20 protein-coding genes are annotated in these 21,170 nt (G+C 50.8%); 8 read left to right on the top strand and 12 right to left on the bottom strand.

All coding sequences use genetic code 11. The features are described 5' to 3' along the window. Position 1: 1 nt before the first annotated feature. The 6 genes from NZM01_09815 (at position 2) to msrB (ending at position 9,026) form a co-directional block, all read left to right on the top strand. Positions 2 to 4,543, top strand: a complete 4,542-nt coding sequence (locus NZM01_09815; protein MCS6960329.1) for an Hpt domain-containing protein — start codon at positions 2 to 4, stop codon at positions 4,541 to 4,543. Between the two features lie 3 nt (positions 4,544 to 4,546). After that, positions 4,547 to 4,969: a hypothetical protein gene (locus NZM01_09820; protein MCS6960330.1), complete on the top strand. Its 423-nt coding sequence runs from the start codon at positions 4,547 to 4,549 to the stop codon at positions 4,967 to 4,969. A gap of 3 nt (positions 4,970 to 4,972) precedes the next feature. Then, positions 4,973 to 6,109, top strand: a complete 1,137-nt coding sequence (locus NZM01_09825) for a cob(I)yrinic acid a,c-diamide adenosyltransferase (GenBank protein MCS6960331.1) — start codon at positions 4,973 to 4,975, stop codon at positions 6,107 to 6,109. Continuing rightward, on the top strand, positions 6,109 to 7,677 hold the full coding sequence (locus NZM01_09830) for a glycosyltransferase (GenBank protein ID MCS6960332.1): 1,569 nt from the start codon (positions 6,109 to 6,111) through the stop codon (positions 7,675 to 7,677). Before NZM01_09825 ends, NZM01_09830 begins: the two co-directional genes overlap by 1 nt. A 3-nt stretch (positions 7,678 to 7,680) precedes the next feature. Continuing rightward, positions 7,681 to 8,556, top strand: coding sequence for a DNA polymerase III subunit delta' (locus tag NZM01_09835; protein ID MCS6960333.1), 876 nt, complete (start codon positions 7,681 to 7,683; stop codon positions 8,554 to 8,556). A gap of 62 nt (positions 8,557 to 8,618) precedes the next feature. Beyond that, on the top strand, positions 8,619 to 9,026 hold the full coding sequence (gene msrB, locus NZM01_09840) for a peptide-methionine (R)-S-oxide reductase MsrB (GenBank protein ID MCS6960334.1): 408 nt from the start codon (positions 8,619 to 8,621) through the stop codon (positions 9,024 to 9,026). On the opposite strand, the gene hrcA is transcribed toward msrB, so the two are convergent. Then, positions 9,023 to 10,042: a heat-inducible transcriptional repressor HrcA gene (gene hrcA / locus NZM01_09845; GenBank protein MCS6960335.1), complete on the bottom strand. Its 1,020-nt coding sequence runs from the start codon at positions 10,040 to 10,042 to the stop codon at positions 9,023 to 9,025. The genes msrB and hrcA overlap by 4 nt on opposite strands. Before the next feature lie 95 nt (positions 10,043 to 10,137). On the opposite strand from hrcA, the gene NZM01_09850 reads away from it, so the two are divergent. Further along, positions 10,138 to 11,970, top strand: coding sequence for a protein phosphatase 2C domain-containing protein (locus NZM01_09850; protein MCS6960336.1), 1,833 nt, complete (start codon positions 10,138 to 10,140; stop codon positions 11,968 to 11,970). Here NZM01_09850 and ahcY read toward each other — a convergent pair. From ahcY to NZM01_09865, 3 genes are all read right to left on the bottom strand, one after another. Further along, entirely contained in the window at positions 11,940 to 13,211 is a 1,272-nt protein-coding gene (gene ahcY, locus NZM01_09855; protein ID MCS6960337.1) for an adenosylhomocysteinase, read from the bottom strand. The two genes, NZM01_09850 and ahcY, sit on opposite strands and share 31 nt — an antisense overlap. Positions 13,212 to 13,378: 167 nt before the next feature. After that, positions 13,379 to 13,873, bottom strand: a complete 495-nt coding sequence (gene sixA, locus NZM01_09860; protein ID MCS6960338.1) for a phosphohistidine phosphatase SixA — start codon at positions 13,871 to 13,873, stop codon at positions 13,379 to 13,381. Then, positions 13,870 to 14,202 (bottom strand): 2Fe-2S iron-sulfur cluster-binding protein, encoded by a 333-nt coding sequence (locus NZM01_09865; protein MCS6960339.1) that lies wholly within the window; start codon positions 14,200 to 14,202, stop codon positions 13,870 to 13,872. Before NZM01_09865 ends, sixA begins: the two co-directional genes overlap by 4 nt. Positions 14,203 to 14,252: 50 nt before the next feature. Here NZM01_09865 and nusB point away from each other — a divergent pair, with 50 nt between their 5' ends. Continuing rightward, positions 14,253 to 14,891 carry a transcription antitermination factor NusB gene (nusB, locus tag NZM01_09870; protein ID MCS6960340.1) on the top strand — a complete coding sequence of 213 codons (639 nt, stop codon included), beginning with the start codon at positions 14,253 to 14,255 and terminating at the stop codon, positions 14,889 to 14,891. Here nusB and NZM01_09875 read toward each other — a convergent pair. The 8 genes from NZM01_09875 to NZM01_09910 all read right to left on the bottom strand — a co-directional run bounded on the left by NZM01_09875 (position 14,888) and on the right by NZM01_09910 (position 21,116). Further along, positions 14,888 to 15,544 (bottom strand): tetratricopeptide repeat protein, encoded by a 657-nt coding sequence (locus NZM01_09875; protein ID MCS6960341.1) that lies wholly within the window; start codon positions 15,542 to 15,544, stop codon positions 14,888 to 14,890. The two genes, nusB and NZM01_09875, sit on opposite strands and share 4 nt — an antisense overlap. 53 nt (positions 15,545 to 15,597) lie before the next feature. After that, the gene (locus tag NZM01_09880; GenBank protein MCS6960342.1) at positions 15,598 to 15,789 is read right to left on the bottom strand and encodes a hypothetical protein; all 192 of its coding nucleotides are present in this window, start codon (positions 15,787 to 15,789) and stop codon (positions 15,598 to 15,600) included. An 83-nt stretch (positions 15,790 to 15,872) separates the two neighbouring features. Further along, the gene (locus tag NZM01_09885) at positions 15,873 to 17,258 is read right to left on the bottom strand and encodes a TldD/PmbA family protein (GenBank protein ID MCS6960343.1); all 1,386 of its coding nucleotides are present in this window, start codon (positions 17,256 to 17,258) and stop codon (positions 15,873 to 15,875) included. A gap of 40 nt (positions 17,259 to 17,298) precedes the next feature. Then, the gene (locus NZM01_09890) at positions 17,299 to 17,988 is read right to left on the bottom strand and encodes a DevA family ABC transporter ATP-binding protein (GenBank protein MCS6960344.1); all 690 of its coding nucleotides are present in this window, start codon (positions 17,986 to 17,988) and stop codon (positions 17,299 to 17,301) included. A gap of 11 nt (positions 17,989 to 17,999) precedes the next feature. After that, complete coding sequence (devC, locus tag NZM01_09895) at positions 18,000 to 19,199, bottom strand: ABC transporter permease DevC (GenBank protein MCS6960345.1); 1,200 nt, start codon at positions 19,197 to 19,199, stop codon at positions 18,000 to 18,002. Next, positions 19,187 to 19,399, bottom strand: a complete 213-nt coding sequence (locus NZM01_09900) for a hypothetical protein (GenBank protein ID MCS6960346.1) — start codon at positions 19,397 to 19,399, stop codon at positions 19,187 to 19,189. The genes devC and NZM01_09900 overlap by 13 nt, the downstream gene beginning before the upstream one ends. Next, positions 19,396 to 20,535: an HlyD family efflux transporter periplasmic adaptor subunit gene (locus NZM01_09905; protein MCS6960347.1), complete on the bottom strand. Its 1,140-nt coding sequence runs from the start codon at positions 20,533 to 20,535 to the stop codon at positions 19,396 to 19,398. The genes NZM01_09900 and NZM01_09905 overlap by 4 nt, the downstream gene beginning before the upstream one ends. Next, positions 20,517 to 21,116, bottom strand: coding sequence for a TetR/AcrR family transcriptional regulator (locus NZM01_09910; GenBank protein ID MCS6960348.1), 600 nt, complete (start codon positions 21,114 to 21,116; stop codon positions 20,517 to 20,519). The genes NZM01_09905 and NZM01_09910 overlap by 19 nt, the downstream gene beginning before the upstream one ends. Positions 21,117 to 21,170: the final 54 nt, after the last annotated feature.

Genomic DNA, 21,170 nt, shown 5'->3' on the forward strand with positions numbered 1-21,170 from the left:
TATGTTTACCATCGACCCTGAACTGTGGACATTGTTTGTAGAGGACAACGCCAAGTGTCTGCGCAGCTATAGCCGAACGGCGGAGAACATCGATCGTGCCAACTGGAGGGAGTCCATCCAACAGCTCTACCGCGATGCCCACACCATCAAAGGGGGCGCCGCCACGATCGGGGCAGAGGAAATCCTGACGACGGCAAAAGCGATCGAGAATGTACTAGCAGAACTGCGGTATTTACAGGAAGCTCCCCCCAACCTAGAGACAGAGTTAAAGGGAGTTTTGATCGAGCTGGGGGAAATTCTACGGCAGACGGTAGAAAATCAACATCCCGATCCATTTGCCCAGGAGCGCATTCAATCTCTCCATGAATTTGTCCAGGAGAGATGTCTAGGGGACTGGGATGAGGAGAGACAGCTACACCAAGAATTTGCCGACCAGGGCTTTGATTTGATGGTGCTGGATTTACAGATGGCAATTGAGGATTTGCCCCAGGAGATTCCCGAATCGATCGTGGAATTAGCCTTGACAACAATGGAACAGCTCTTGGATGTGGGGGATGAGATCAAGCTGGGGGATGGGTGGCGGCTACTAATTCAGCGGGGGATGGAACTAGCTATATCTCGCAGCCGTGACCTGTGGCTAGAGGAATTTCCCAGACTCCTTGCCCAGATGAAAACCTCTGCCAGGGGCGGTGGTAAAACAATGCCCCAGGAGAAAGAGTTTAGTATAGTCACACCTGCATCAACTGGGCTTGGTGATTTATCTACAGCAGAGGGAGAGGGGGTGACAATCCTACCTGTAGAAGAGGATGACTTGCCGACAGGCTTTAGCGACCTCTTTGCCCTCCCAGAAGAAGAACAGGAGATAACAATCCTGCCTGTAGAAGAAGATGACCTGCCGACGGGTTTTGGCAACCTCTTTGCAGTGGAAGAAGAGGGGGAAGAAGAACAAAAACAGTTGGAGAGTTTGTTTGCGGCGGCAGTACCGATCGAAACAGTAGAGGAGCAAGAAATTCCTGCGGAGATCGAGGGACTGTTTACTGAAGAAGTGGGAGAAATTCCAGTAGACCTAGCCAGCAGTTTAGAAGAGGTAAGTCCCACTGTTGTGGCAGAAGCAGCACCAGCAACTACGGGGCAGGAGACGGTCATTTTTACCCCCCCAGTAGAACCAGACAGCCCCGTTGACCCCGAACTGCGGGCACTGTTTGACATGGATACGCAAAAGTATCTGCAGGTTTACTTTTCCACGGTGGAGCAACTTAACCCAGAAACCTGGAAGAAAGACATTCAGCAAATTTACCGCGCTATTCACACAATCAAGGGGGGAGCAGCAACAGTGGGGGCAAATCCCATCTTACAGGTAGCCAAAGTCCTGGAAGATTGGCTGTCCGACCTGCGCAGTATGGAAGACCCCCCCACGATCGATGACAACCTACGCGATTCTCTACTGGAATGCGGCGAGCTACTGATTGCCACCCTCAGCATGGGGAGTCGGGAACAGCCCACCGCCTCTGTGGAGCAGATTAGCCGTCTTCATGCCAATTTCAAACAGCAGTATGCCGAACAACTCAGCGAAGAAGTCCTGATGCAAAAGGAATTCGCCGAGCAGGGCTTTGATCTGATGGTATTGGACTTGGAGATGTGTGTCGAGGGGCTGCGTCCCAACCAAACGATCGATGCCGAGATGATCAGTGCCAACCAAGGCGTTTTGCAGCAGTTAGCGGACATAGGCAGGGAATTAAAGCTGAGCGGCGACTGGGACAGGCTGATTGAGGAAGGCATGGGAATTCTGGGGCGGGGTCACGTAGCGGAATGGCTAGAGCAAATTCCCTCCCTCCTAAAATCCCTTAAGACAGCAGCGAAGCACGGCGGTAAATTGCCCCAGGCAGCCACTCCACCGCGACTCAAACCTGACCTACCACCCATTAGTACGGTTACAACCGTTGACCCCGAACTGAAGGCACTGTTTGATGTTGACACCCAGAAATACCTGCAAGAGTACTTTGCCACTGTAGAGGCGATCAGTCCTGACACCTGGAAGACAGACATCCAGAAACTCTATCGCGCCATCCATACCATCAAAGGGGGAGCGGCAACGGTGGGGGCAAATCCCATTTTACAGGTGGCGAAAGTCCTGGAGGATTGGCTATCAGACCTGCGCAATCTGGATGAAGCTCCGCCTTTGGAGAACTTACGATCGGGCTTGCTGGAGTCGGGGGAACTCCTAATTGGCACCCTGCAGATGGACTACAGCACTGTACCGCTGGCGGCAGTGGAACGGATATTTGACCTACACCAGACATTCAAGGAGTCCTACAAAGAGGAACTAGATGAGACTGTCCTCCTGCATCGGGAATTTGCTGACCAGGGCTTTGACTTGATGGTGCTGGATTTGGAAATGCTGATTGAGCAGCTTACGCCTGAAACTGCTATTACTCCTGAGATGCAGACCACGGCAACCCAGTGCCTAGAACAACTGGCAGAAGTTGGTACAGAAATTGGCTTAGCAGAGGGCTGGACAAAGTTACTCCTAGAGGGCAAGGGCATCATCGCCAACGCCAGTGCTAAAGCCTGGCAGGAGCAGTTCCCCCCCTACCTCAAATCCCTCAAAGAATGTGCCCGTCGCAGTGGCAAGTTGCCAGAGCCGCCTAAACCCGTTGAAGCTCCACCGCCAACAGAACAGCCCAAACCCCCAGAACCAGCAGTAGCTGATATTCAAATCCCCGTACCCTTGGAAAGACTCGATCGTTCTGCCCAGTATTTGGTGGAGACGCTGATGGCAACCCGTGCCACCCAGGGCTTTTACCAGATTGTGCAGAAGAACTTGATACCGATCGTGACTCTTGCCCAGGAAAGTGCCCAGTACATTTCGCGGTTGCGGGAAGTACAAGATGACTTTGCCGTGTTGGACAGTGACGGTATTAGGGGAGAAGGGGGAGTCAAACTAGAGCGGTATCGTCAGGGCTATACTGCCATCAACCGGCTGTTGGAGACAACCCTGCGTCTCATAGAATTAGGGTCAGAGACAGGGGAAGCAGCGCGGCGTACCAGTGAAAGTTTGATGCGGTTAGAACAGAGTTTGCGCAACCTGCAGGGCACAGTAGAAGAGAGCAGACTTGTACCCTTTGAGAGTTTGGCATTTCGGGCGCGGGGGATTTTACGGGACTTGACCACGCGGATGAACAAACCCGCTCGCCTTTATGTAGTGGGAGAAAAACTGGAATTAGATGCGGGTACCCTACGCAACTTAGAGCCAGTCCTTCTACACCTGATTCGCAACTCCTTCGACCACGGCTTAGAGCCACCGGAGGAGCGGGAAAAACTGGGCAAACCCAGGCAAGGGCGCATTGACCTGTCCCTGTTGCGGCGAGGCAGTGTGTTTGTCTTAGAATTGAAGGATGATGGCAGGGGGATCAACCCAGAGAAAATCCGCAGCATTGCTGAGTCTAAGGGGTTACCCCTCACAGACACTTCCACCAACGAAAAACTGCTGGCAGTGATTTGTCAACCTGGCTTCACATCCGCTAAGACGGTGAGCGACATCTCCGGGCGGGGTGTGGGGATGGACGTAGTGGCTAGCCAAATTGCTGCCATGGGGGGGCAGTTGAGCTTAAAGACCAAGGTAGGGGTAGGGACAACCTTTACCATGCAAATCCCTGTACCCAACCTATTTGTGCGCTGTATGCTATTGCAGACAGGCGACCGCACCTTTGCTGTGCCGACGGCAGAAGTATTTACTACTATGCTCCTAGATGACCTGTTGTGGCGACCCGTGCCTCCGGCAGAAAATCGCCTCTACTCCTACGAAATCGAGGAAGACCGGGGACAGGTGCCAGCTCTAGACCTCTTCCAATATTGGCAGGGCGACCGCAATCCTCGCCATATACTACCCAATGCTATCGCTGTACGGGCAAAGCGCAGTGACAGTACTGATGGCATTTGGTTAATTGCTGACAACCTAGTAGGACAGAGTGAATTGTTGGTTAACTCCCTGCCGGCACCGATGGTCAGCCCGATCGGTATTTTGGGGGTCAGTTTGATGCCCGATGGTAAGCTGATTCCCGTAATTGATGCCAATGCTTTGATGGATGCGCTGCTGGGCAATCTAACTGAGGATGGTTTGCCGATGATCAGTGCCCATGTTGCCGAGACGGAGACCCTAGAAGAGGAGGGCATTCAAATTGTGGTAGTAGATGATGCAGCTCTGATGCGGCGGCGGATTGAAAGTAGTCTGACACCCCAGGGCTACAAAGTGATCACCTGCAACGATGGTTTGGAAGCCTGGGAGTGGTTGCAGTCCCATCCCCAACCAGCTCTACTCATCACTGACATTGAGATGCCTAACATGGACGGGTTTACCCTCATTGACCACTGTCGCCAGGCAAAGATGACTATGCCAATTTTGGTGGTATCCTCCCGCTTAGCAGAGGAGTGGTCACGGGAGACACGGCGCTTGGGGGCAACGGACTTTTTAACCAAGGGTTTTGGTACGACGGAATTACTGGAAAAAGTAGCAAAATTGCTGGAACAAAGTGTGGGGGTATAACCAATGCCCGAACCTTTCCGCCTGTTTGCACCGCTGCCCCCTATCAAGGAAAAGGTGGTGTTAGTCCACTCCGATGACTTGCTGTTAGCGTTGCCCGCTGCTTTGGTGCAGGAGGTGGTGTTGGCCGCAACGATCAGAGCAGGCAGAAAGGGAGCACTCAATTACTACAATGGGCAGGAAATTCCGGTAATTCTGGGACAGCGGGCTTGTGGCAAGGAAGGGGTAATGCCCATGGTGGTGCTGAAAACACCAGAGCTGCGGACAGGGTTTTTAGGAATTGTCTGTACGGAATTGCCCCAATTAGCAGCGATCGGGGCGGAGGAATGGCAGCCATGTCGTAGTTTGCCCTATCCTTGGGTTTCCTCTGGCAAAGGCTTTGTCAAAGGACATAAACTATTTACGGCGGTGGAAGGGATCAAATTCTGAATTATGGGTGCACGGCAGATTGGCATTGTCACTGCACAGGCGCGACCCCAACGATCGGTGGGGCAGATTCATGTCTACGATGGCTTGGGCAAGGGCAAGTCCCAGGCGGCTTTGGGGGTGGTATTGCGCTCCTTGGGCTTAGGAATGGTATCCGAGGGCAGGGAGACACGGATTTTACTCCTGCGGTTTTTGAAGGGACCGGGACGAGAATACGCAGAGGATGCGGCTATTGAAGCTCTACAACAGGGTTTCCCCCATCTGATTGACCACGTGCGGACGGGACGATCGGAATATTTTGATGCCCATTCAATCATTCCCTTTGACCGGGAGGAAGCAGAGCGGGGTTGGGACATCGCCAAGGGGGCAATGGCTTCGGGTTTATACTCCGTGATTGTCTTGGATGAACTGAATCCTGTCCTAGACCTGGGTTTACTAGATACCGATCGGGTGGTGGGAGACCTCAAGCGCAAACCTGAGTTTATGGAAGTGATTGTGACAGGGAGAGGTGCCCCCGCCAAGTTACTGGAAATTGCCAACCTCCATTCGGAAATGCGTCCCCATGAGCATCCCACCGCCAAGGAATACGGCATCACGGGGATTGAGATTTACACAGGGGATGGCAAGGGCAAGAGCACCTCGGCATTGGGGCGGTCGTTGAAGGCGATCGGGACAGGTATTAGTCGGGACAAATCCCACCGGGTGTTGATTATGCAGTGGTTGAAGGGGGGGACGGGCTACACGGAAGATGCGGCAATTGAAGCATTGCAACAGGCATACCCCCATGTGGTGGATCATCAGCGCTGCGGCAGGGACGCGATCGTGTGGCGGGGACAACAGCAGGAAATTGACTACATTGAAGCGCAACGGGGCTGGGAAATTGCCCAGACTGCTATCCTGTCAGGTTTGTACAAGACGATTATCCTAGATGAACTGAATCCCACCGTAGATTTGGAGTTGTTGCCCGTTGAGCCAATTTGTGAAACCCTCCTGCGCAAACCAAAAGACACAGAGATTATTATTACAGGGAGATGTCTCAAACAACCAGCTTATTTTGATTTGGCTGATGTACATTCTGAGATGGTCTGTCACAAACACTATGCCAATGCGGGGGTAGATTTAAAGCGGGGAGTGGACTTTTAATGACTGACGTGTTGGAGTTTGTCTTATCTGTTTTACCTCTCAATGCCAAGCAGATATTAGAAATAGGACGGACAGAACTCCGAGAGAAATATCTGCCCTTTAATCCCGACTGTCAGTTTGCCCAGGTAACAGAGGAACTAATTGATCTGCCCAACCTGGATGCGATCGTTTGTACAGATTTAACTGACATCAAGGGGAAGTTATCTTTTTACCTGCAGTACCTCAAGCCGGAAGGAGAAATTTTTCTTCCCTTTGCCAACAGCCAGTGCTGGCAACATATTATTAAGACGATCGAGGGTAAAAGTGAACCAGGTCATACCTATAGTGCGCAACAAATCTGTCAGATGGTTAGGGACTTGGGACTAATGACACATGAAATTATCCGCCAGGACTTGCCAGCACCCCAACAACAGTCTTTCCAACAATTTCTACAACAAATTCTCCCCCTAGTTAATCTCCTACAGATTTCTCTCAGTGAATTCCAGTATCTTAGTGCTTCCCCTTACTTAATTGTCCGTGCCTTAAAACAACCCTGTAAGCAACCTAAATTACTCATCCAAACCTGTATTACTGCTCCCATTGGTTGCGATCGCGTGCGCGTGCTTGACCCCGATCGGTTTAGCCGTACACTGATCAATACCCGTGTCCATCAGGTACGGTTAGGGCAGTCCATCCCCCTAAATTTAGCTGCCCCCGACGAATGCAAAGTGTTTATTTGGCAGCGGGCATTGTTACTCTATCCCCAGGATATTCACAAGCAGAAATTGCTGAAGGACAGGGGCTACTTAATTGTGGCAGAACACGATGACGATCCCTATTTTTGGCCCGAAAATGCTGACAACAAATTCCTATTATTTTGGAGTTCCCACTGTATTCAAACTAGTACGGAATCCTTGGCTAAACATCTGCAACAGTTTAACAATCCCTATATCAAGGTCTTTCGTAATCAATTGACCTATTTACCCCCCAAACGGGAGTATAAAGAAGGTTATTCTGTCAACCTCTTTTTTGGTGCCCTCAATCGTCAAGCGGACTGGGAACCAATTATGCCCACCCTCAACAAAATTCTCGCCCGCCACAAACAAGTGTATGTAAAAGTTATCCATGACAGACAGTTTTTTGATGCCCTTGCTACCAACCGCAAGGAATTCCATCCCTTCTTGCCCTATGAAAAATACCAGGAGATTTTACACACTTGCGATATTGGTATTCTCCCCCTGCAGGACACGCAATTCAATCGCATGAAATCGGATTTGAAATTTCTCGAACACGCAGGACATGGGGTAGTAGCCCTTGCCAGCCCTACCGTGTATGCCCAATCGATCGTGGAAGGGATAACGGGTATGATCTATCATTCGGCGGAAGAATTTGGGGAAAAACTAACAGAGTTAATTCAGAATGCCAAGCTACGGCACAGGATTGCTGACAATGCCTACCACTGGGTGCGGGAAAACCGTCTTCTTTGTCAACACTTTACCGAAAGAAGAGAATGGTATGTGGAGATGTACAATCGCTTACCGGAATTGAACGAAGCGCTGCGGGAAAGATGCCCCCAGATGTTTAGCTGAGTTATGCAAGACAGATTTGCCGCGATTGTTGGTCATGCCCTGCCTATTGCTCTATTGAGAGCAGCTCTCCACAAAAACAGAATTGCCCCTGCTTATCTCTTTCTCGGCAGTGAAGGGATTGGCAAAACTTTAGTAGCTAAAGCCTTTGTGGAATCATACTTGCACAAATCAATCATCAATCATCCTGATGTGTTGTGGTTAGAACCAACCTATCAAGATAAAGGTAAGCTAGTTACCATCACAGAAGCAGCAGGTACCTCAACTAGAGGCAAAGCGCAAATCAGAATTGAACAGATACGCTCGATCGCGGATTTTCTCTCCTATCCACCCCTACAGGCAGACCGCTCCTTTGTCATCATCACCGCTGCCCACACCATGGCTGAAACCAGCGCCAATGCCTTGCTAAAAACCCTAGAAGAACCAGGGAAAGGGACAATCATTCTCATCTCCTCCCAACCCCTTCTACCCACGATCGTTTCCCGCTGTCAAGTTATTCCTTTTGCCCCTTTGGCGCGGCGGGAAGTGCAAACGGTTCTCCAGCAGTTAGGCTACCCTGAGATACCTGAACCAGTGCTTGAGTTGGCCGGTGGCTCCCCCCAAAAAGCGATCGAAGCTTGGCAAAAATTACAAACCATCCCCCCTGAATTATTAACCAGCCTGCACAATCTCCCCCTGCCGCTAATTCCTGCTTTGACAACTGCTAAACAAATTGCCCAGACCTATGACCTAGATACACAAATCTGGCTATTGGAATATTTACAACAAATCCTCTGGCAAAACAAAAGAGAGAAGAGAGTGATAGACAAATTGGAGCAAGCAAAACAATGGCTTACAAACTTTGTCACTCCCCGTCTAGTCTGGGAAATCACCCTAGCTTAAACTTTGGGCAGAGGGAAAGGAGAGAAGGGGGAGGTATAATGAAGAAAAGTTAAGCAACCGGTATGGAACAAAAGACTTATCCTGTCACCAAAACTGAGGAAGAGTGGCAACAAATTCTCTCCCCTGAGGCTTATCAAGTTTTGCGGAAACATGGTACAGAGCGGGCAGGCACCAGCCCCCTAGACAAACACTACGCCAAAGGTATCTACAAATGCGCAGGCTGCGGTGCTCCTTTATTCACTTCCGACACTAAGTTTAACAGTGGGACAGGTTGGCCCAGCTTCTTTGCGCCAATTCCAGGGGCAATTGAAACCAGTATTGATCGCTCCCTATTCATGGTGCGTATAGAAGTCCACTGTGCTAACTGCGGCGGTCATCTGGGGCATGTCTTTGATGATGGTCCCTTGCCCACAGGGAAACGTTACTGTATCAACGGTGTTGCCCTAGTCTTTGAACCCGCCCAGGACTAGTTAGTAGACAAAATTTCCGCTGCCACTTCCACGGCGGCAATTCCCCGCTCGTAGGGTAACCGCGTTGGTCCCAAAATGCCGATCCACCCCCCAGGCGCATCCCCCTGGCGATAGCCACTGGCAATTAGGGAGCATTTTTGTACGGGGGGTAAGCCTAACTCCTTGCCAATTTTGACCGTCGGTTCGCTACTTTTTTGCTGCAACATCAGCACAATTGTTTCCTTCTCTTCCTCCAGTAACTCCACGATCGGTTGAATTTGTTCGGCTTGGGAAAATTCCGGCTGTTTCAATAGCTCCTTTAAGCCGTTGACCTTGACGGTGCTGGGTTGGTGAAAGGATTTCTCCAGCATTTCTAGGGAATTCTCCAGACTGCGGATATGGTCCTCAACCTGACAGCGAATATCTGCCCAGTTGATTGGCAGGAGAGCGTTACAGTAACGATTTTTTAACTGGGCATTGAGGAAATTGTTGAGTACCTCTAGCAAGTCTCCCATTTCGCTGTTGAACTCGACAGGTACAGAGTCCGTTTGCAGGGTGGAGGTGACTAAAATTAACAGGGCTTTCTGGGCATCGAGGGAGACTAACTGCACCTGGCGCACACGATCGGGAGTACGTTCAGGGGTAGTGACAATGGCAATACAACCGCAGATTTTGGCTAACAGTTGGGCAACCTGCTCTAGTAACTGTTCATTGCTGGGACTGGGAGGCAATTGTGCTAGCATAAAGCGTTCTAACTCAGCTTTTAGTCCCTCCAAGGGGGGCAGCAAACTATCTACATACACCCGGTACCCCGATTCCGAGGGTACACGCCCGGCAGAGGTATGGGGTTGGTAAAGGAGCCCACAGCGATCGAGATTGTGCATAACACTGCGAATAGTGGCGGGGCTGGCATTGAGGGTGTAAATTTCCGACAACACCTTAGACCCCACAGGTTCTGCTGTCTCAACGTAGCGCTGCACGATCGCTGAGAGTACCTGCTGTTCCCTAGTGGTGAGTTGGCGCTCAGTGAAATTCATGCCTCCCTGTTGTCAATCTTAAAGTCATCCTAGCATGGGCGACCAGGTTGCTATAAACTTAGGGTAGTAGCCATCTTCGGGCAGCCCAAGCACTTATGTTTACTACGGAAGAACAACCTACCATCATCCCTAACCAGTTCCTATGGGCGGCGGGGCTAAATAGTGAAGTCTATCCCCCTGGCGCTCTGATTGAGAACCGTTATCGCGTGGTGGAAGACAAGGTTGTCTTGGATACTAAAATGTACAGCATGCCAGAGATGCCCGAAGAACTGACAGAGCTGGCAATTAAGTATCTAAAACTAACCCGTTATCTCCTCCATTTGCCCAAACCCTATGCCCTCCTGCAACCGCGGCACCATGACAGTATTTTAATTTTAGAAAATTCCCCCCTCGACGAACGGGGACAGCTCCTGCCTAGTATTGGGGAAGCATGGAGTGAGGCAAAGCCCCTGCGCCAAGTCAATTGGCTCTGGCAAATTTGTAAACTATGGAAGCCCTTTAACGAATTGCAGGTCAGTAGTTCCCTCCTTGATCTAGCCAATTTGCGTGTTCGCGATTGCTGGGTACAGTTGGTGGAACTGACGATCGATGAGCGGGACTATTCTCTATGCCAACTGGGGGAAAGTCTTGCCCCCCTCATCGCCAACTGTCAAGCAGAAATTGCCGAGGAACTAGACCACTGGTTGGCAGCATTACAGTGCCCAGGAGCCACCCTAGAAACAGCCATTGCCCATCTCGATCGCCTAGCCTCTGACCTTGCCCAGGCTGACCCCATGACGATACGGATTGCTGGCATCACCGATATAGGCTTGCGCCGTGACCACAATGAAGATGCCTGTTATCCCATGCTCGATCAACCCCAGGTGGAAGGGCTACGGAACCGTGTGCTGATTATTTGTGATGGCTTGGGGGGGCATGAAGGGGGAGAAGTAGCTAGTAGTACAGCGATTAAAACTATTACTAGAATGCTTAACACTCTCCTGCACCAAGTAGAACAGGATACGGAACCTTTCTCTGCCCAAGCTTTTATCACCCAGCTTGATAAGATTGTTAAAGTTACCAACGACCAAATCGTTGCCCTTAACGACCAACAACAACGGCAAGGGCAGCGGCGCATGGGGACAACCCTAGTGATGGCAGTGGTACCCAGTCCCCAGGGACGTGCTCCCCACGAAGTGTACATTGTGCATGTAGGAGACAGTCGGGCCTATTGGATCGGTAGGAACAAGCACTATCAAATTACTGCTGATGACGATGTGGCGACACGGGAAACAGTTCTAGGCTACAGCTTCTATCCCTATTCCGCCCAACGTTTAGACGCAGGGGCTTTGATCCAAGCCCTGGGAACCCGCCCCTCTAGTGTCCTCCTACCACGCATTCAGCGCTTTATCATCGATGAAGATTGCCTGTTCCTCCTCTGTTCCGATGGTTTGAGTGACTACGATCGGGTTGACTATATTGCTGAGAGTCACCTGCAACCAATTTTGCAGCGGAATATCCCCCTGGAAGAGGCTTGTAAAGTATTGATCGCCCAGGCAAACGCCCTCAATGGGCATGACAATATCAGTGTAGGGCTACTGCGCTGCTTCTTCGGCCCTTTTGTGGAATCCGCCGACACAGAACCTGACCAGGAAGACCTCACCATTTTGCAGGAAAAAACCGACGAAGATGAGGTGGCAGAAATTGCCCAAGCTATCCAGGCAGAAGCGATCGCTGCTGGTATGCCCGCTGACCCCATTGCTCCCTATACTCCTCCCCCCCCGCCCCCCCAGGTGAAAAAAAGTGATGGTAATAATTGGCTGTTTGTAGTGTTAACGATCGTGGGGATGGTACTGGCGATCGGGTTGGTAGTGACTTTCCTCAGAATCCAGGGGAAGAACAACTCTACCCCCAGAAATTATGTGCCCTCTGTCCAGGAGTTAACGTAGGCAACCTGTTCGGGGGTCATAGTATCGATAGTAATACCCATTGCCTGTAGTTTAAGGCGAGCAATTTCTTGGTCCACATCTGGCGGGACAGGGATGACGCCAGGGGTGAGTTTGCCCTTGTTCTTGACCAGGTATTCAGCGGCGAGGGCTTGGTTAGCAAAACTCATGTCCATGACACTAGCGGGATGACCTTCCGCAGCAGCTAGGTTAACTAGGCGACCTTCTCCTAGCACAATCAAACTCTTGTCAGCTAGGACATATTCCTGCACAAAGGGGCGGACAGTTTGCACAGTCTTGCTCATCTCCTGGAGAGCTACGAGGTCGATCTCCACGTCAAAGTGCCCACTGTTGCAGATGATCGCACCATCCTTCATTACCTCCATATGTTCGCGGCGAATGACGTGTTTGTTGCCTGTAACTGTGATGAATACATCCCCTACCCTGGCTGCCTCTAGCATGGGCATTACGCGAAAGCCGTCCATCACCGCTTCTAGGGCACGCACAGGCGCTACCTCAGTCACAATCACATTTGCGCCTAAACCCCTTGCCCGCAGGGCTACCCCTTTGCCGCACCAGCCATAACCCGCTATTACTATGACCTTGCCTGCTAGGAGAATATTAGTGGCACGCATGATAGCATCAATTGTAGATTGCCCTGTGCCGTAGCGGTTGTCAAAAAAGTGTTTAGTCTCGGCATCATTGACGGCAATGGCAGGGAAAGTAAGTACACCATCGGCTAACATTGCCCGCAGGCGGACAAGCCCTGTCGTAGTTTCTTCTGTAGTACCAATGATTTCCGCAATTTGGTGGGCGCGACTCCGCACTAGCGCTGTGGTGACATCACTCCCATCGTCGATGATGATGTGGGGATGGTGATCGAGAGCGACTTCCACATGACGGTGGTAAGTAGCGTTGTCCTCTCCCTTGATGGCAAAAACGGGAATACCGTAGTCCACTACCAGGCTGGCAGCTACGTCGTCCTGGGTAGAGAGGGGGTTGCTAGCAATCAAGAGGGCATCAGCTCCCCCTGCCTGGAGAGTGAGGGCGAGATTGGCAGTTTCAGTGGTGACATGACAGCAGGCAGAAATACGAATGCCCTGCAGGGGTTTTTCCTGGGCAAACCTGTCCCGAATCTGACGCAGCACAGGCATCTCTCGCCCTGCCCAAGCAATCCGCTTTTTCCCTAAAGGTGCTAACGATAAATCTTTGACTTCATTTTTGACAGTTGCAGCAGCAGTCATTGTTACCTGGTCTAATGTTGCTCTCTCAGTTTAACTCATAGGCACAAAAAACAAGCCGAAATTTGCTTGTTAGTGCATTAAATTTTACAGCACCTTTAGATGCTCACAAATTGAGTTTGGGATCAAAAAAGAGGGGTTGTAATTGCTGCCTAAAAGACGAAATACTTCTACAAACTTAAAAGAATTTTAGGGGGCAATAGGAGGAAGAGAGTGCAATTACCTTGTAGAGGTTGGTCACGATAGGTAACTAAACCAATTAACCCCGCTTTTTTGAGGAGGATATTGCCACTCACTTGCCCCCATGTCATCAGCTCCGCCCAACTGGACAGGTCAGGCTCATGCCCCACCAGAAACACTGACTCTACCTCTTTGTGGGATGCATGCCAGGCTTCCCATGCAGCAAAACTCCCCTCCGGGGCTAACCACTGGACGACCTCGATCGGTGTTTGCTTTAGGCAACTTGCTACAATCTCCGCTGTTTGGTAGGCACGGACTAGAGGACTGGTGAGGATTAAATCTGCCTGTAACCCTAACTGGGAAAGCTTCCCGGCGATCCTGCTGGTTTTTTGCCGCCCCTCTTCCGTCAGGGCTCGCTCCTGGTCATGGGGACATAACTCCCGATCGATGGCAATCCCGTGACGCAAAAGATAAACATAGGTCATTTTTCTATCCGCCCAAAGCGAATTGTATAGACTTCTTCTTCTTTTTCTGTCAGAATTTCCACGTCGGATTTAGGGTAGGATACACAGAGGAGAACATAGCCCTTAGCGTCGAGTTCCGCTCCCATCCCTCCCATGCCCATGCCTTGACTTTGGTCTACTTCTCCCTTGAGCAATTGAGCGGCACAGGTGGTACAAACTCCCGCATAGCAGGAACAGGGCAGATTTAACCCCTGCGCGTTGGCGGCATCCAAAATGGTCTGATCAGCGGGCACGGGAACTATATAGGTTGTCCCCCGATGGTGAATTGTGGCTTGGAATACTTGAGTCATGGCAGCAAAATAATTTGGTAGGATATGCGAGTTTACCATCAAAATATTGTATGCAAGCGCGCCGTCTTTCCCGCGAACTAGCTCTTTTAAGTATGAGCCAGCTCCCTACCCAGCCCCAAAATCTGGAGGCAAAAACGATCGAAGACATGGTGTTGGCGGCTGTCCGATCGTTGCAGGAGGAAGTCAAGGAAATGCTCACCACGGCAGGGGCGGAGCTAAGTAGGGGGCAGGAAAAATTACTCGCCAGCGAACTACGAGCTGCTGACCTAGAATCGGTACGGGCACTGATACAAGCCGCAATTGATCTGACGGAAACTGCTATCAATCGCGTGGGAGTTGCCCTGGATTTTCCAGAGTTGATTCAGGTCTCGCGGCAGGCGGATACACGGGAATATGCCGTACTAATTTTGCAGACTATCCATCAACACCGTGCAGAACTGGACAACCTCCTCAACTCCTGCCTAGAAGGCTGGCAGATGCATCGTCTTTCCCACATTGACCAGGCATTATTGCGGATTGCTACTGCGGAAATGCGCCATTTGGATATTCCGCCCCAGGTTGCTATCAACGAGGCAGTAGAACTGGCTAAACGCTATAGCACAGAGGATGGGTTTCGCTTTATCAATGGGGTGTTGCGGGGTGTTGCTAACAAGATTAAGAAAGAACAAGAGATGAACATGTCCTTCTAGGGAAATAGTTGACGACGGAGCATTTCCACAAGCCTAATTTGCCCCTGGCTAAAACCCGCATCGGCTAAATGCGCAAGATGACTAGCATCCTGGTACCCCCCATCCAAAGCTGCTGCTACCCGATACAAATCTAGGGCACGACTTGTCTCCCCCATTGCCCAGTAGACCAAAGCCACAGCCACGATCGGGTGGGGATTATAGGGTTCTAACTCCATTGCCCTTTCCCCGTGGGCAAGTGCCCAATCTAGTAATCCCAATCTCTGATAAGCCAAACATAGGTTGTAGTGGGCAATCTCATTCTGGGGTTTGATCACCGCCGCCCAACTATGTACTAACACAGCCGACTGTAACTGCCCTCCTGTCAGATAGACAATTCCCAAGGCATTCGCTGCCTCCACTGCCCACATGTCCAACCGCAAAGCCTGCCACAGGGTATCAGCTGCCCCCGATCGCTTCGCCAAGTGTTGTGTCCAGCCCAAAATGACATAGCCCGTGACATCCTGGGGAGCCAGTTCTACCGATCGTTGTAAGACCTCAATTGCCTCCTGCCATCGTCCCTGGCGGCGATACTCTAACCCCTGTTGCCGCAATTCCACCACAGACGCAAAACTAGGGAAAGACCACACTAGGATCGGGAGTAGTGCGCCCATCATCGGAACAGAGTAACGTAGGGTCAGAACACACCTAGCCAGGGGCAGTATAATCACTAGGCACTCAGAAAGACTTCCACAATACCTGCTACCACCATGCCCAATAGACCGACTGTAAAGTAGCGTCCAATCATAGGGTCTTCCCCTAGGTGCTTGTCGTTTTGACTGACGGAGAAAAAGAGAGACCAGGCCTGGGTAGCCGTTATGACAGCAAATTGGTTGAACTCAGGGGTGAAGATAGGAGCCATACACACCTCAGAAAGCTTAGTTCGACTTTAATAAATTTTTAAGATTTGTAACGCATCCTGTGGTAGTAACCTAGCCACCCCCTCTAGGCAGATGTTCCGCCGATCACGACATTGCGGATGCGCAAGCTGGGGGCACCACACCCCACTGCCAGTCCATTTTGTCCCCCTTTGCCGCAACCGCCCGACTCATCCCAGTGGAAGTCATCCCCGATCGCTTCAATATCAGCGAGGGTTTGAAACACATTGCCAGAGAGGGTCACATCCCTTACTGGTTCTGCTAGCTTGCCGTTGCGGATCATCCAGGCTTCCCCTGCCGTAAAGGTGAACATCTCACCGTTGGTCATACCCCCCTTCCAGTTGGCAGCATAGACTCCCAGGGGAATGTCATGCATCAGGTCTGCTACGGGAGTTGTACCCCTGCCAATCCAGGTGTTGGTCATGCGCACGATGGGCGGATAGTGGTAGTCTAAACAACGGGCATTGCCAGTGGGTTGTTCCCCTAGTTTGCCAGCTGTTTCGCGGGAATGTAGCCTGCCCACTAATACCCCATCCTTGATTAGTTGCGTGACGGTAGCAGGAACTCCCTCGTCGTCGTAGGCATAACTCCCCCGATGAATCTTGCCATCCCCAAGGGGGGCAGCGCCGTCAAATATCTGTAGGTCATCACAGCCAAATTTCCGCCCGATCGTCATCACTTCTAGCATGTCGGGATTTTCATAGACCATGTCCGCTTCTGATAGATGGCCAAAGGCTTCGTGGACAAATAATCCCGCTAGGATGGGGTCGATTACCACCGTATAGGTGCCCCCCTGGATCATGGGGAATTGCAAGGCAGCCGCTGCCCTTTGAGCACATTTAATCACTGAGTTGTCGTAGTTGACTAGATCAGTGAAGGAGTGGCGGGAACCGATCGTTTCTCTGGCAGTCTGGACCTGTTCCCCCCCACGGGCGGTGGCAGCAAACCGCATTTCCCAATCCGACCAGGACTGTTTGATGCTGGTACCCTCGGAAGTGATGATTAGCACAGTTTGACTACTATCACCGTAGCGGACAGTGGTACTGCTGATGTGGGGCTGCCACAACAGGGAGTCATAGTGCTGACATAGTTCCAGTTTCTGGGCTAAAGTAATTTCACCATTGGGGGGGGTGAGCTGTACCTCTGCTTGTACTGGTGCTACAGGGGCTAGGTGGGTCTCTCCTTGTCCTAGCCAGCGAGCTGCCTCGATCGTCTGTTCTAGCTTTTGGGGTAAGGTCTCTAGGTCATTGAAGCTGGCAAAACCCCAGCCACCTCTGCAGCAGGCACGTATCTGTCCGCCAATGCTGGTACCCGTACTGAGGGTTTCCACCTTGCCACTGCGCAGGACAATATTAGTACCCTGGGATTGCTCTAGCCGTACCACTAAAAAATCCACCCGCTGGGCATGTTTCTGGAGTAATTCCCTGACCCGCCCTTCCAGTTCTGTGTTCATTCCCCTACCTTTCCTTGTGTCACCCTCTATCCTAGACTATCTAACCCCCTGCTGTAATCTTGCCATCTTCCATGTGAATAATCCGATCGGCTATGTCTAAAATGCGATTGTCGTGGGTAACGAGCAGAATAGCGCTGCCCCTTTCCTTCGCTAGTTTGTGCATAATCGTCACCACGTCTCGTCCTGATTTTTTATCCAAAGCCGCCGTCGGTTCATCCGCTAAAACGATTTTAGGCTGTGCTACCAAGGCTCTGGCAATCGCTACTCTCTGTCTTTGCCCCCCTGATAATTGCTCTACATAGTAGTCAACCCGCTGCCCTAATCCCACCTGTTCCAACATGGCAATTGCTTTGGCATCCATGTCTTGGCAAAATTCTCGGTCATGTAACTCCAGTGCCATGCGTACATTTTGTTTAGCTGACAGAAAACTCAACAGATTGTGACCCTGGAAAATGTAGCCAATATTGCGCCTGACTGCAATTAATTTCTGGGGAGGAGCACCTAGCATTTCTTCCCCTAAAATCTGTAAACTCCCTGCTTGTACCGATCGCAATCCCCCTACTAAGGTCAACAAAGTTGTCTTGCCTGAGCCAGAAGGACCCGTAAGAATGACGATTTCCCCTGGATAAATCTCTAGGCAAATATCCTGTAGGACTTGTTTTTTGAGTTCACCTGTCCCAAAGTAATGATGTAAATTGCGTATAGCAATTATGGGTGTAGTAGCGCCCATATCTCCCTCTCCTAAAAAATATCGGCGGGGTCAGCGGCCAGTAATTTCTGGGAAGAGATAGCAGCAGAACTCAGGCACATAAGCACTGTCAAACCAAAAACTAAACTAGCCTTGGCTAAGCTCATGCCCATCGGCAAAAATGTAGCAATTCTGGTCAGTTGATAAAATCCGATGGAAATAAACAAACTGGGGATGTAGCCCAATACTGCTAACAGTAGTGCCTCCTGGAAAAGGATGGACAACAAACTCAGGTTGGAGTAACCCATTGCTTTGAGGGTGGCATACTCGGATAGATGGTCAACTACGTCGGAGTACAGAATTTGATACACAATTGCCACTCCCACGACAAAACCAATTCCCACCCCCAAACCAAAAATAAAACCGATCGGTGTGGATTCTGCCCAATACCTTACCTCCACTTCCGCCATTTCTGCCTTGGTTAACACCAGCACCTCCGGGGGTAAGAATTGCCGCAGTTGTGCCTGCACCTTTTTGACATCCGCCCCTGGCTGCAAACGGATTAACCCCAAATCCATGCGATCGGGGTGGCGATTGGGAAATATGTTGTGGAACGTCGTGTCACTGACAATCACATTGCCATCAAAGGCAAAGGAAGCCCCCAGAGAAAATAAACCAGTCACAGTTACTAACCGAACTCCTAGTTCAGTTTGCACTGTCCTTTGTTGACTAAACATTTGTGGGATGGGACCAAACTCCGATCGACTTGCCCGATCGAATAGCAAAGCATTGAGGGGACGAACTTTATGTAGATTGGCTTTAATCTCAGGGTCAAGGAAGGGAGCGTGGTCAGGATTGACACCAAACACCAGGATGGTACGGGCTTCTCTCGTGAGGGGATTGCGCCACTTAGCTACGTCTAAGTACACTGGGGTGACCGACTTTACCCCCGGTATCCCTTGGGCTTGATAGAGCCTGCTGCGGAACGTACTTTCTGTCCTAGCGATGGTTTTGTAGTCGGAACTGGCTAAAACAATGTCAGTATCTAGGGCTTGGTAGGGAGTGCGACAACTGTCATAGAGAGCATCCTGAAAGCCCAACTGCATAAACATCAAAAAATCCGCAAACGTGATGCCCGCGATCGCCACTAACAGGCGGTTTTTTTCCCGCATCAGTTGCAACCAAGCGACAGGGGTGCGCTTAAGCCACTTGGTGAAGAAATTAGGGCGGCAGTCTGTCTTCAGTAAAACCATAAAGGTAAGTCTCCTAAAAAATCTGTGAGTGCTTCCACGATCGGGACAACGTCGATTCTGGCGAAGGTAGCAGCAAACTTTTCCCGCTTTGTCCTTTGGTGGGGACTAATGATTAACTCAATTGTGACTAGAACTAATTGCCACCACTCCTCTACCCGTTTTTTGCCCCACTGCCACATGGTGACTATCTTTTCCCTCATGGCGCAATTGCTACTACCACCTGCAAATTGTTGAGATGTCGTACTTTTTTACTCCCTGCTTCATCCAAGGTAACTTTTACTTCAATCACCCGCCGGTCCAATTTTTCCCCCGGTTGGGCGCTGAGGATACTCTGCCGATCGACTTGTAAACCAATGGCTGTCACTTGCCCCTGCACTGAACCCCTAAAGGCTTCCCCCGTAACTGTGGCTTTCTGACCAAGGGCTACCCGCCCAATGTCCGATTGATAGACCTCTGCCACTGCCACCATCCAATCGGTACTCCCCAACTCCACAATGCCCTGCTGACTAACTGCTTCCCCAGGGTAGGTATGGATTTTCAAAACCTCTCCCCCCACGGGCGCACGTACTATGCTCAACTCCAAGTCAGTCTCTATCTGCTTGAGATTGGCCTGTGCCTCTTGCAGTTCCGCTTGTGCTACTGCCACATCGACAGGACGTACTTCCGCAATCCGTCTTTTTGTGGCTTCTGCTTCCGCAATTTGTGCCCGTAGCGTCTGAATCAAGCGTTGACGCGCGGATTTTGCCTGCTCCAGGTTGGCTTTAGCAGTCTGTAAAGTTAGCAATTTATTGTCAGCGATGGATTGGGAAACTACATCATCTTGCACCAGGGCACGATAGCGGTCATACTCAATCTGGGCATTTTGTACCTCTGCGGTTAGACGGGCTAGGGTAGCTTGCTGTTCTGCCAACTCGCCCGCCAACTGAGCTTGTAAACGTTCAATCTCTGCCGCCTGCGCCTCGATTTCCGATTTTTTTGCCCCTGCCTGCACCTGGCGCAATTTCGCCCTTGCTACCTCCACCTGCCTTAGGGCTTTTTCCCGCAAGGATTGCAAACGACTGTGGCTGTCTAATAAAGCAATCACATCCCCCCTTGCTACCCTGTCTCCCTCTTTCACCCGCAAAACTGCTACCCGATCGTTAGCCAAAAAGTTAGGCACGGCAACATTGATAATGCCTGACTCTGGTTCCAGTCTGCCTAGGGCTACCACTTGCACTGGTTCTGCCGCTACACTGGCAACAACCGTCTGGGGTCGAGGGGCAAAATAAAAGACTGCCAGACCGATCGCTGCTACAACGGTAACACCAGTCGTCCCTGTCAACCATAGTTTGTGCATTGCTGCCTCTCCTCCCGCTCTCTTCTGTGCTGCAAATAGACTGCCAACATTTCCCCCAAGATGGCACCAATCCTTTGATAATCGATCGTGTTGTCGTAGATTCTGTTGATCACCAAACCATCGATCAGACAGGACAATAAATTAGCTAAGTCTTCATCCTCTAACTGGACAATTGCCTTGGCTGCCTGCCGATAGCGCTCGTTTACCTTGGCATAGACCTTCCTCACCTCCTCTCGGTTAGAAGAAAACAAATGATTGAGAAAGATTAACGCTTCCTGTTGACATTCTTCCTCGTGGCAAGTGATGTGGTGGAATAGACGGACAATCCTAGTGCGCACATCCGCAGTTGCCAAAATCTCTGGCATCGCTTTTTCTATGTGCTCCCCCGATACATGGTCGAGTAACTGCTCAAACAAGGCTTCCTTGCTAGGAAAGTAGTGATACAAGGTACCCGTGGAAATCCCCAAATGCTCAGCAATCTGCCGCATGGTCAAACTGCCGTAGCCCTTGGCAGCAAATAACTTGAGACACTGCCCCAACAACTCCCGCCGATAGGCACCGTGATCCACTACCTTAGGCATTCTTTTTATATCGAACATTTGTTATAGATAGATTGTAGGGTGGGGGTGGCGGGC

This window comes from Pseudanabaenaceae cyanobacterium SKYG29 (assembly GCA_025055675.1).
GTDB lineage: Bacteria > Cyanobacteriota > Cyanobacteriia > Pseudanabaenales > Pseudanabaenaceae > M5B4.

Bases quoted from the DNA above. Each gene is read 5' to 3' on its own strand.
- NZM01_09815 (MCS6960329.1), top strand. From the start codon at position 2: ATGTTTACCATCGACCCTGAACTGTGGACATTGTTTGTAGAGGACAAC.
- NZM01_09820 (MCS6960330.1), top strand. From the start codon at position 4,547: ATGCCCGAACCTTTCCGCCTGTTTGCACCGCTGCCCCCTATCAAGGAA.
- NZM01_09825 (MCS6960331.1), top strand. From the start codon at position 4,973: ATGGGTGCACGGCAGATTGGCATTGTCACTGCACAGGCGCGACCCCAA.
- NZM01_09830 (MCS6960332.1), top strand. From the start codon at position 6,109: ATGACTGACGTGTTGGAGTTTGTCTTATCTGTTTTACCTCTCAATGCC.
- NZM01_09835 (MCS6960333.1), top strand. From the start codon at position 7,681: ATGCAAGACAGATTTGCCGCGATTGTTGGTCATGCCCTGCCTATTGCT.
- msrB (MCS6960334.1), top strand. From the start codon at position 8,619: ATGGAACAAAAGACTTATCCTGTCACCAAAACTGAGGAAGAGTGGCAA.
- hrcA (MCS6960335.1), bottom strand. From the start codon at position 10,042: ATGAATTTCACTGAGCGCCAACTCACCACTAGGGAACAGCAGGTACTC.
- NZM01_09850 (MCS6960336.1), top strand. From the start codon at position 10,138: ATGTTTACTACGGAAGAACAACCTACCATCATCCCTAACCAGTTCCTA.
- ahcY (MCS6960337.1), bottom strand. From the start codon at position 13,211: ATGACTGCTGCTGCAACTGTCAAAAATGAAGTCAAAGATTTATCGTTA.
- sixA (MCS6960338.1), bottom strand. From the start codon at position 13,873: ATGACCTATGTTTATCTTTTGCGTCACGGGATTGCCATCGATCGGGAG.
- NZM01_09865 (MCS6960339.1), bottom strand. From the start codon at position 14,202: ATGACTCAAGTATTCCAAGCCACAATTCACCATCGGGGGACAACCTAT.
- nusB (MCS6960340.1), top strand. From the start codon at position 14,253: ATGCAAGCGCGCCGTCTTTCCCGCGAACTAGCTCTTTTAAGTATGAGC.
- NZM01_09875 (MCS6960341.1), bottom strand. From the start codon at position 15,544: ATGATGGGCGCACTACTCCCGATCCTAGTGTGGTCTTTCCCTAGTTTT.
- NZM01_09880 (MCS6960342.1), bottom strand. From the start codon at position 15,789: ATGGCTCCTATCTTCACCCCTGAGTTCAACCAATTTGCTGTCATAACG.
- NZM01_09885 (MCS6960343.1), bottom strand. From the start codon at position 17,258: ATGAACACAGAACTGGAAGGGCGGGTCAGGGAATTACTCCAGAAACAT.
- NZM01_09890 (MCS6960344.1), bottom strand. From the start codon at position 17,988: ATGGGCGCTACTACACCCATAATTGCTATACGCAATTTACATCATTAC.
- devC (MCS6960345.1), bottom strand. From the start codon at position 19,199: ATGGTTTTACTGAAGACAGACTGCCGCCCTAATTTCTTCACCAAGTGG.
- NZM01_09900 (MCS6960346.1), bottom strand. From the start codon at position 19,399: ATGAGGGAAAAGATAGTCACCATGTGGCAGTGGGGCAAAAAACGGGTA.
- NZM01_09905 (MCS6960347.1), bottom strand. From the start codon at position 20,535: ATGCACAAACTATGGTTGACAGGGACGACTGGTGTTACCGTTGTAGCA.
- NZM01_09910 (MCS6960348.1), bottom strand. From the start codon at position 21,116: ATGCCTAAGGTAGTGGATCACGGTGCCTATCGGCGGGAGTTGTTGGGG.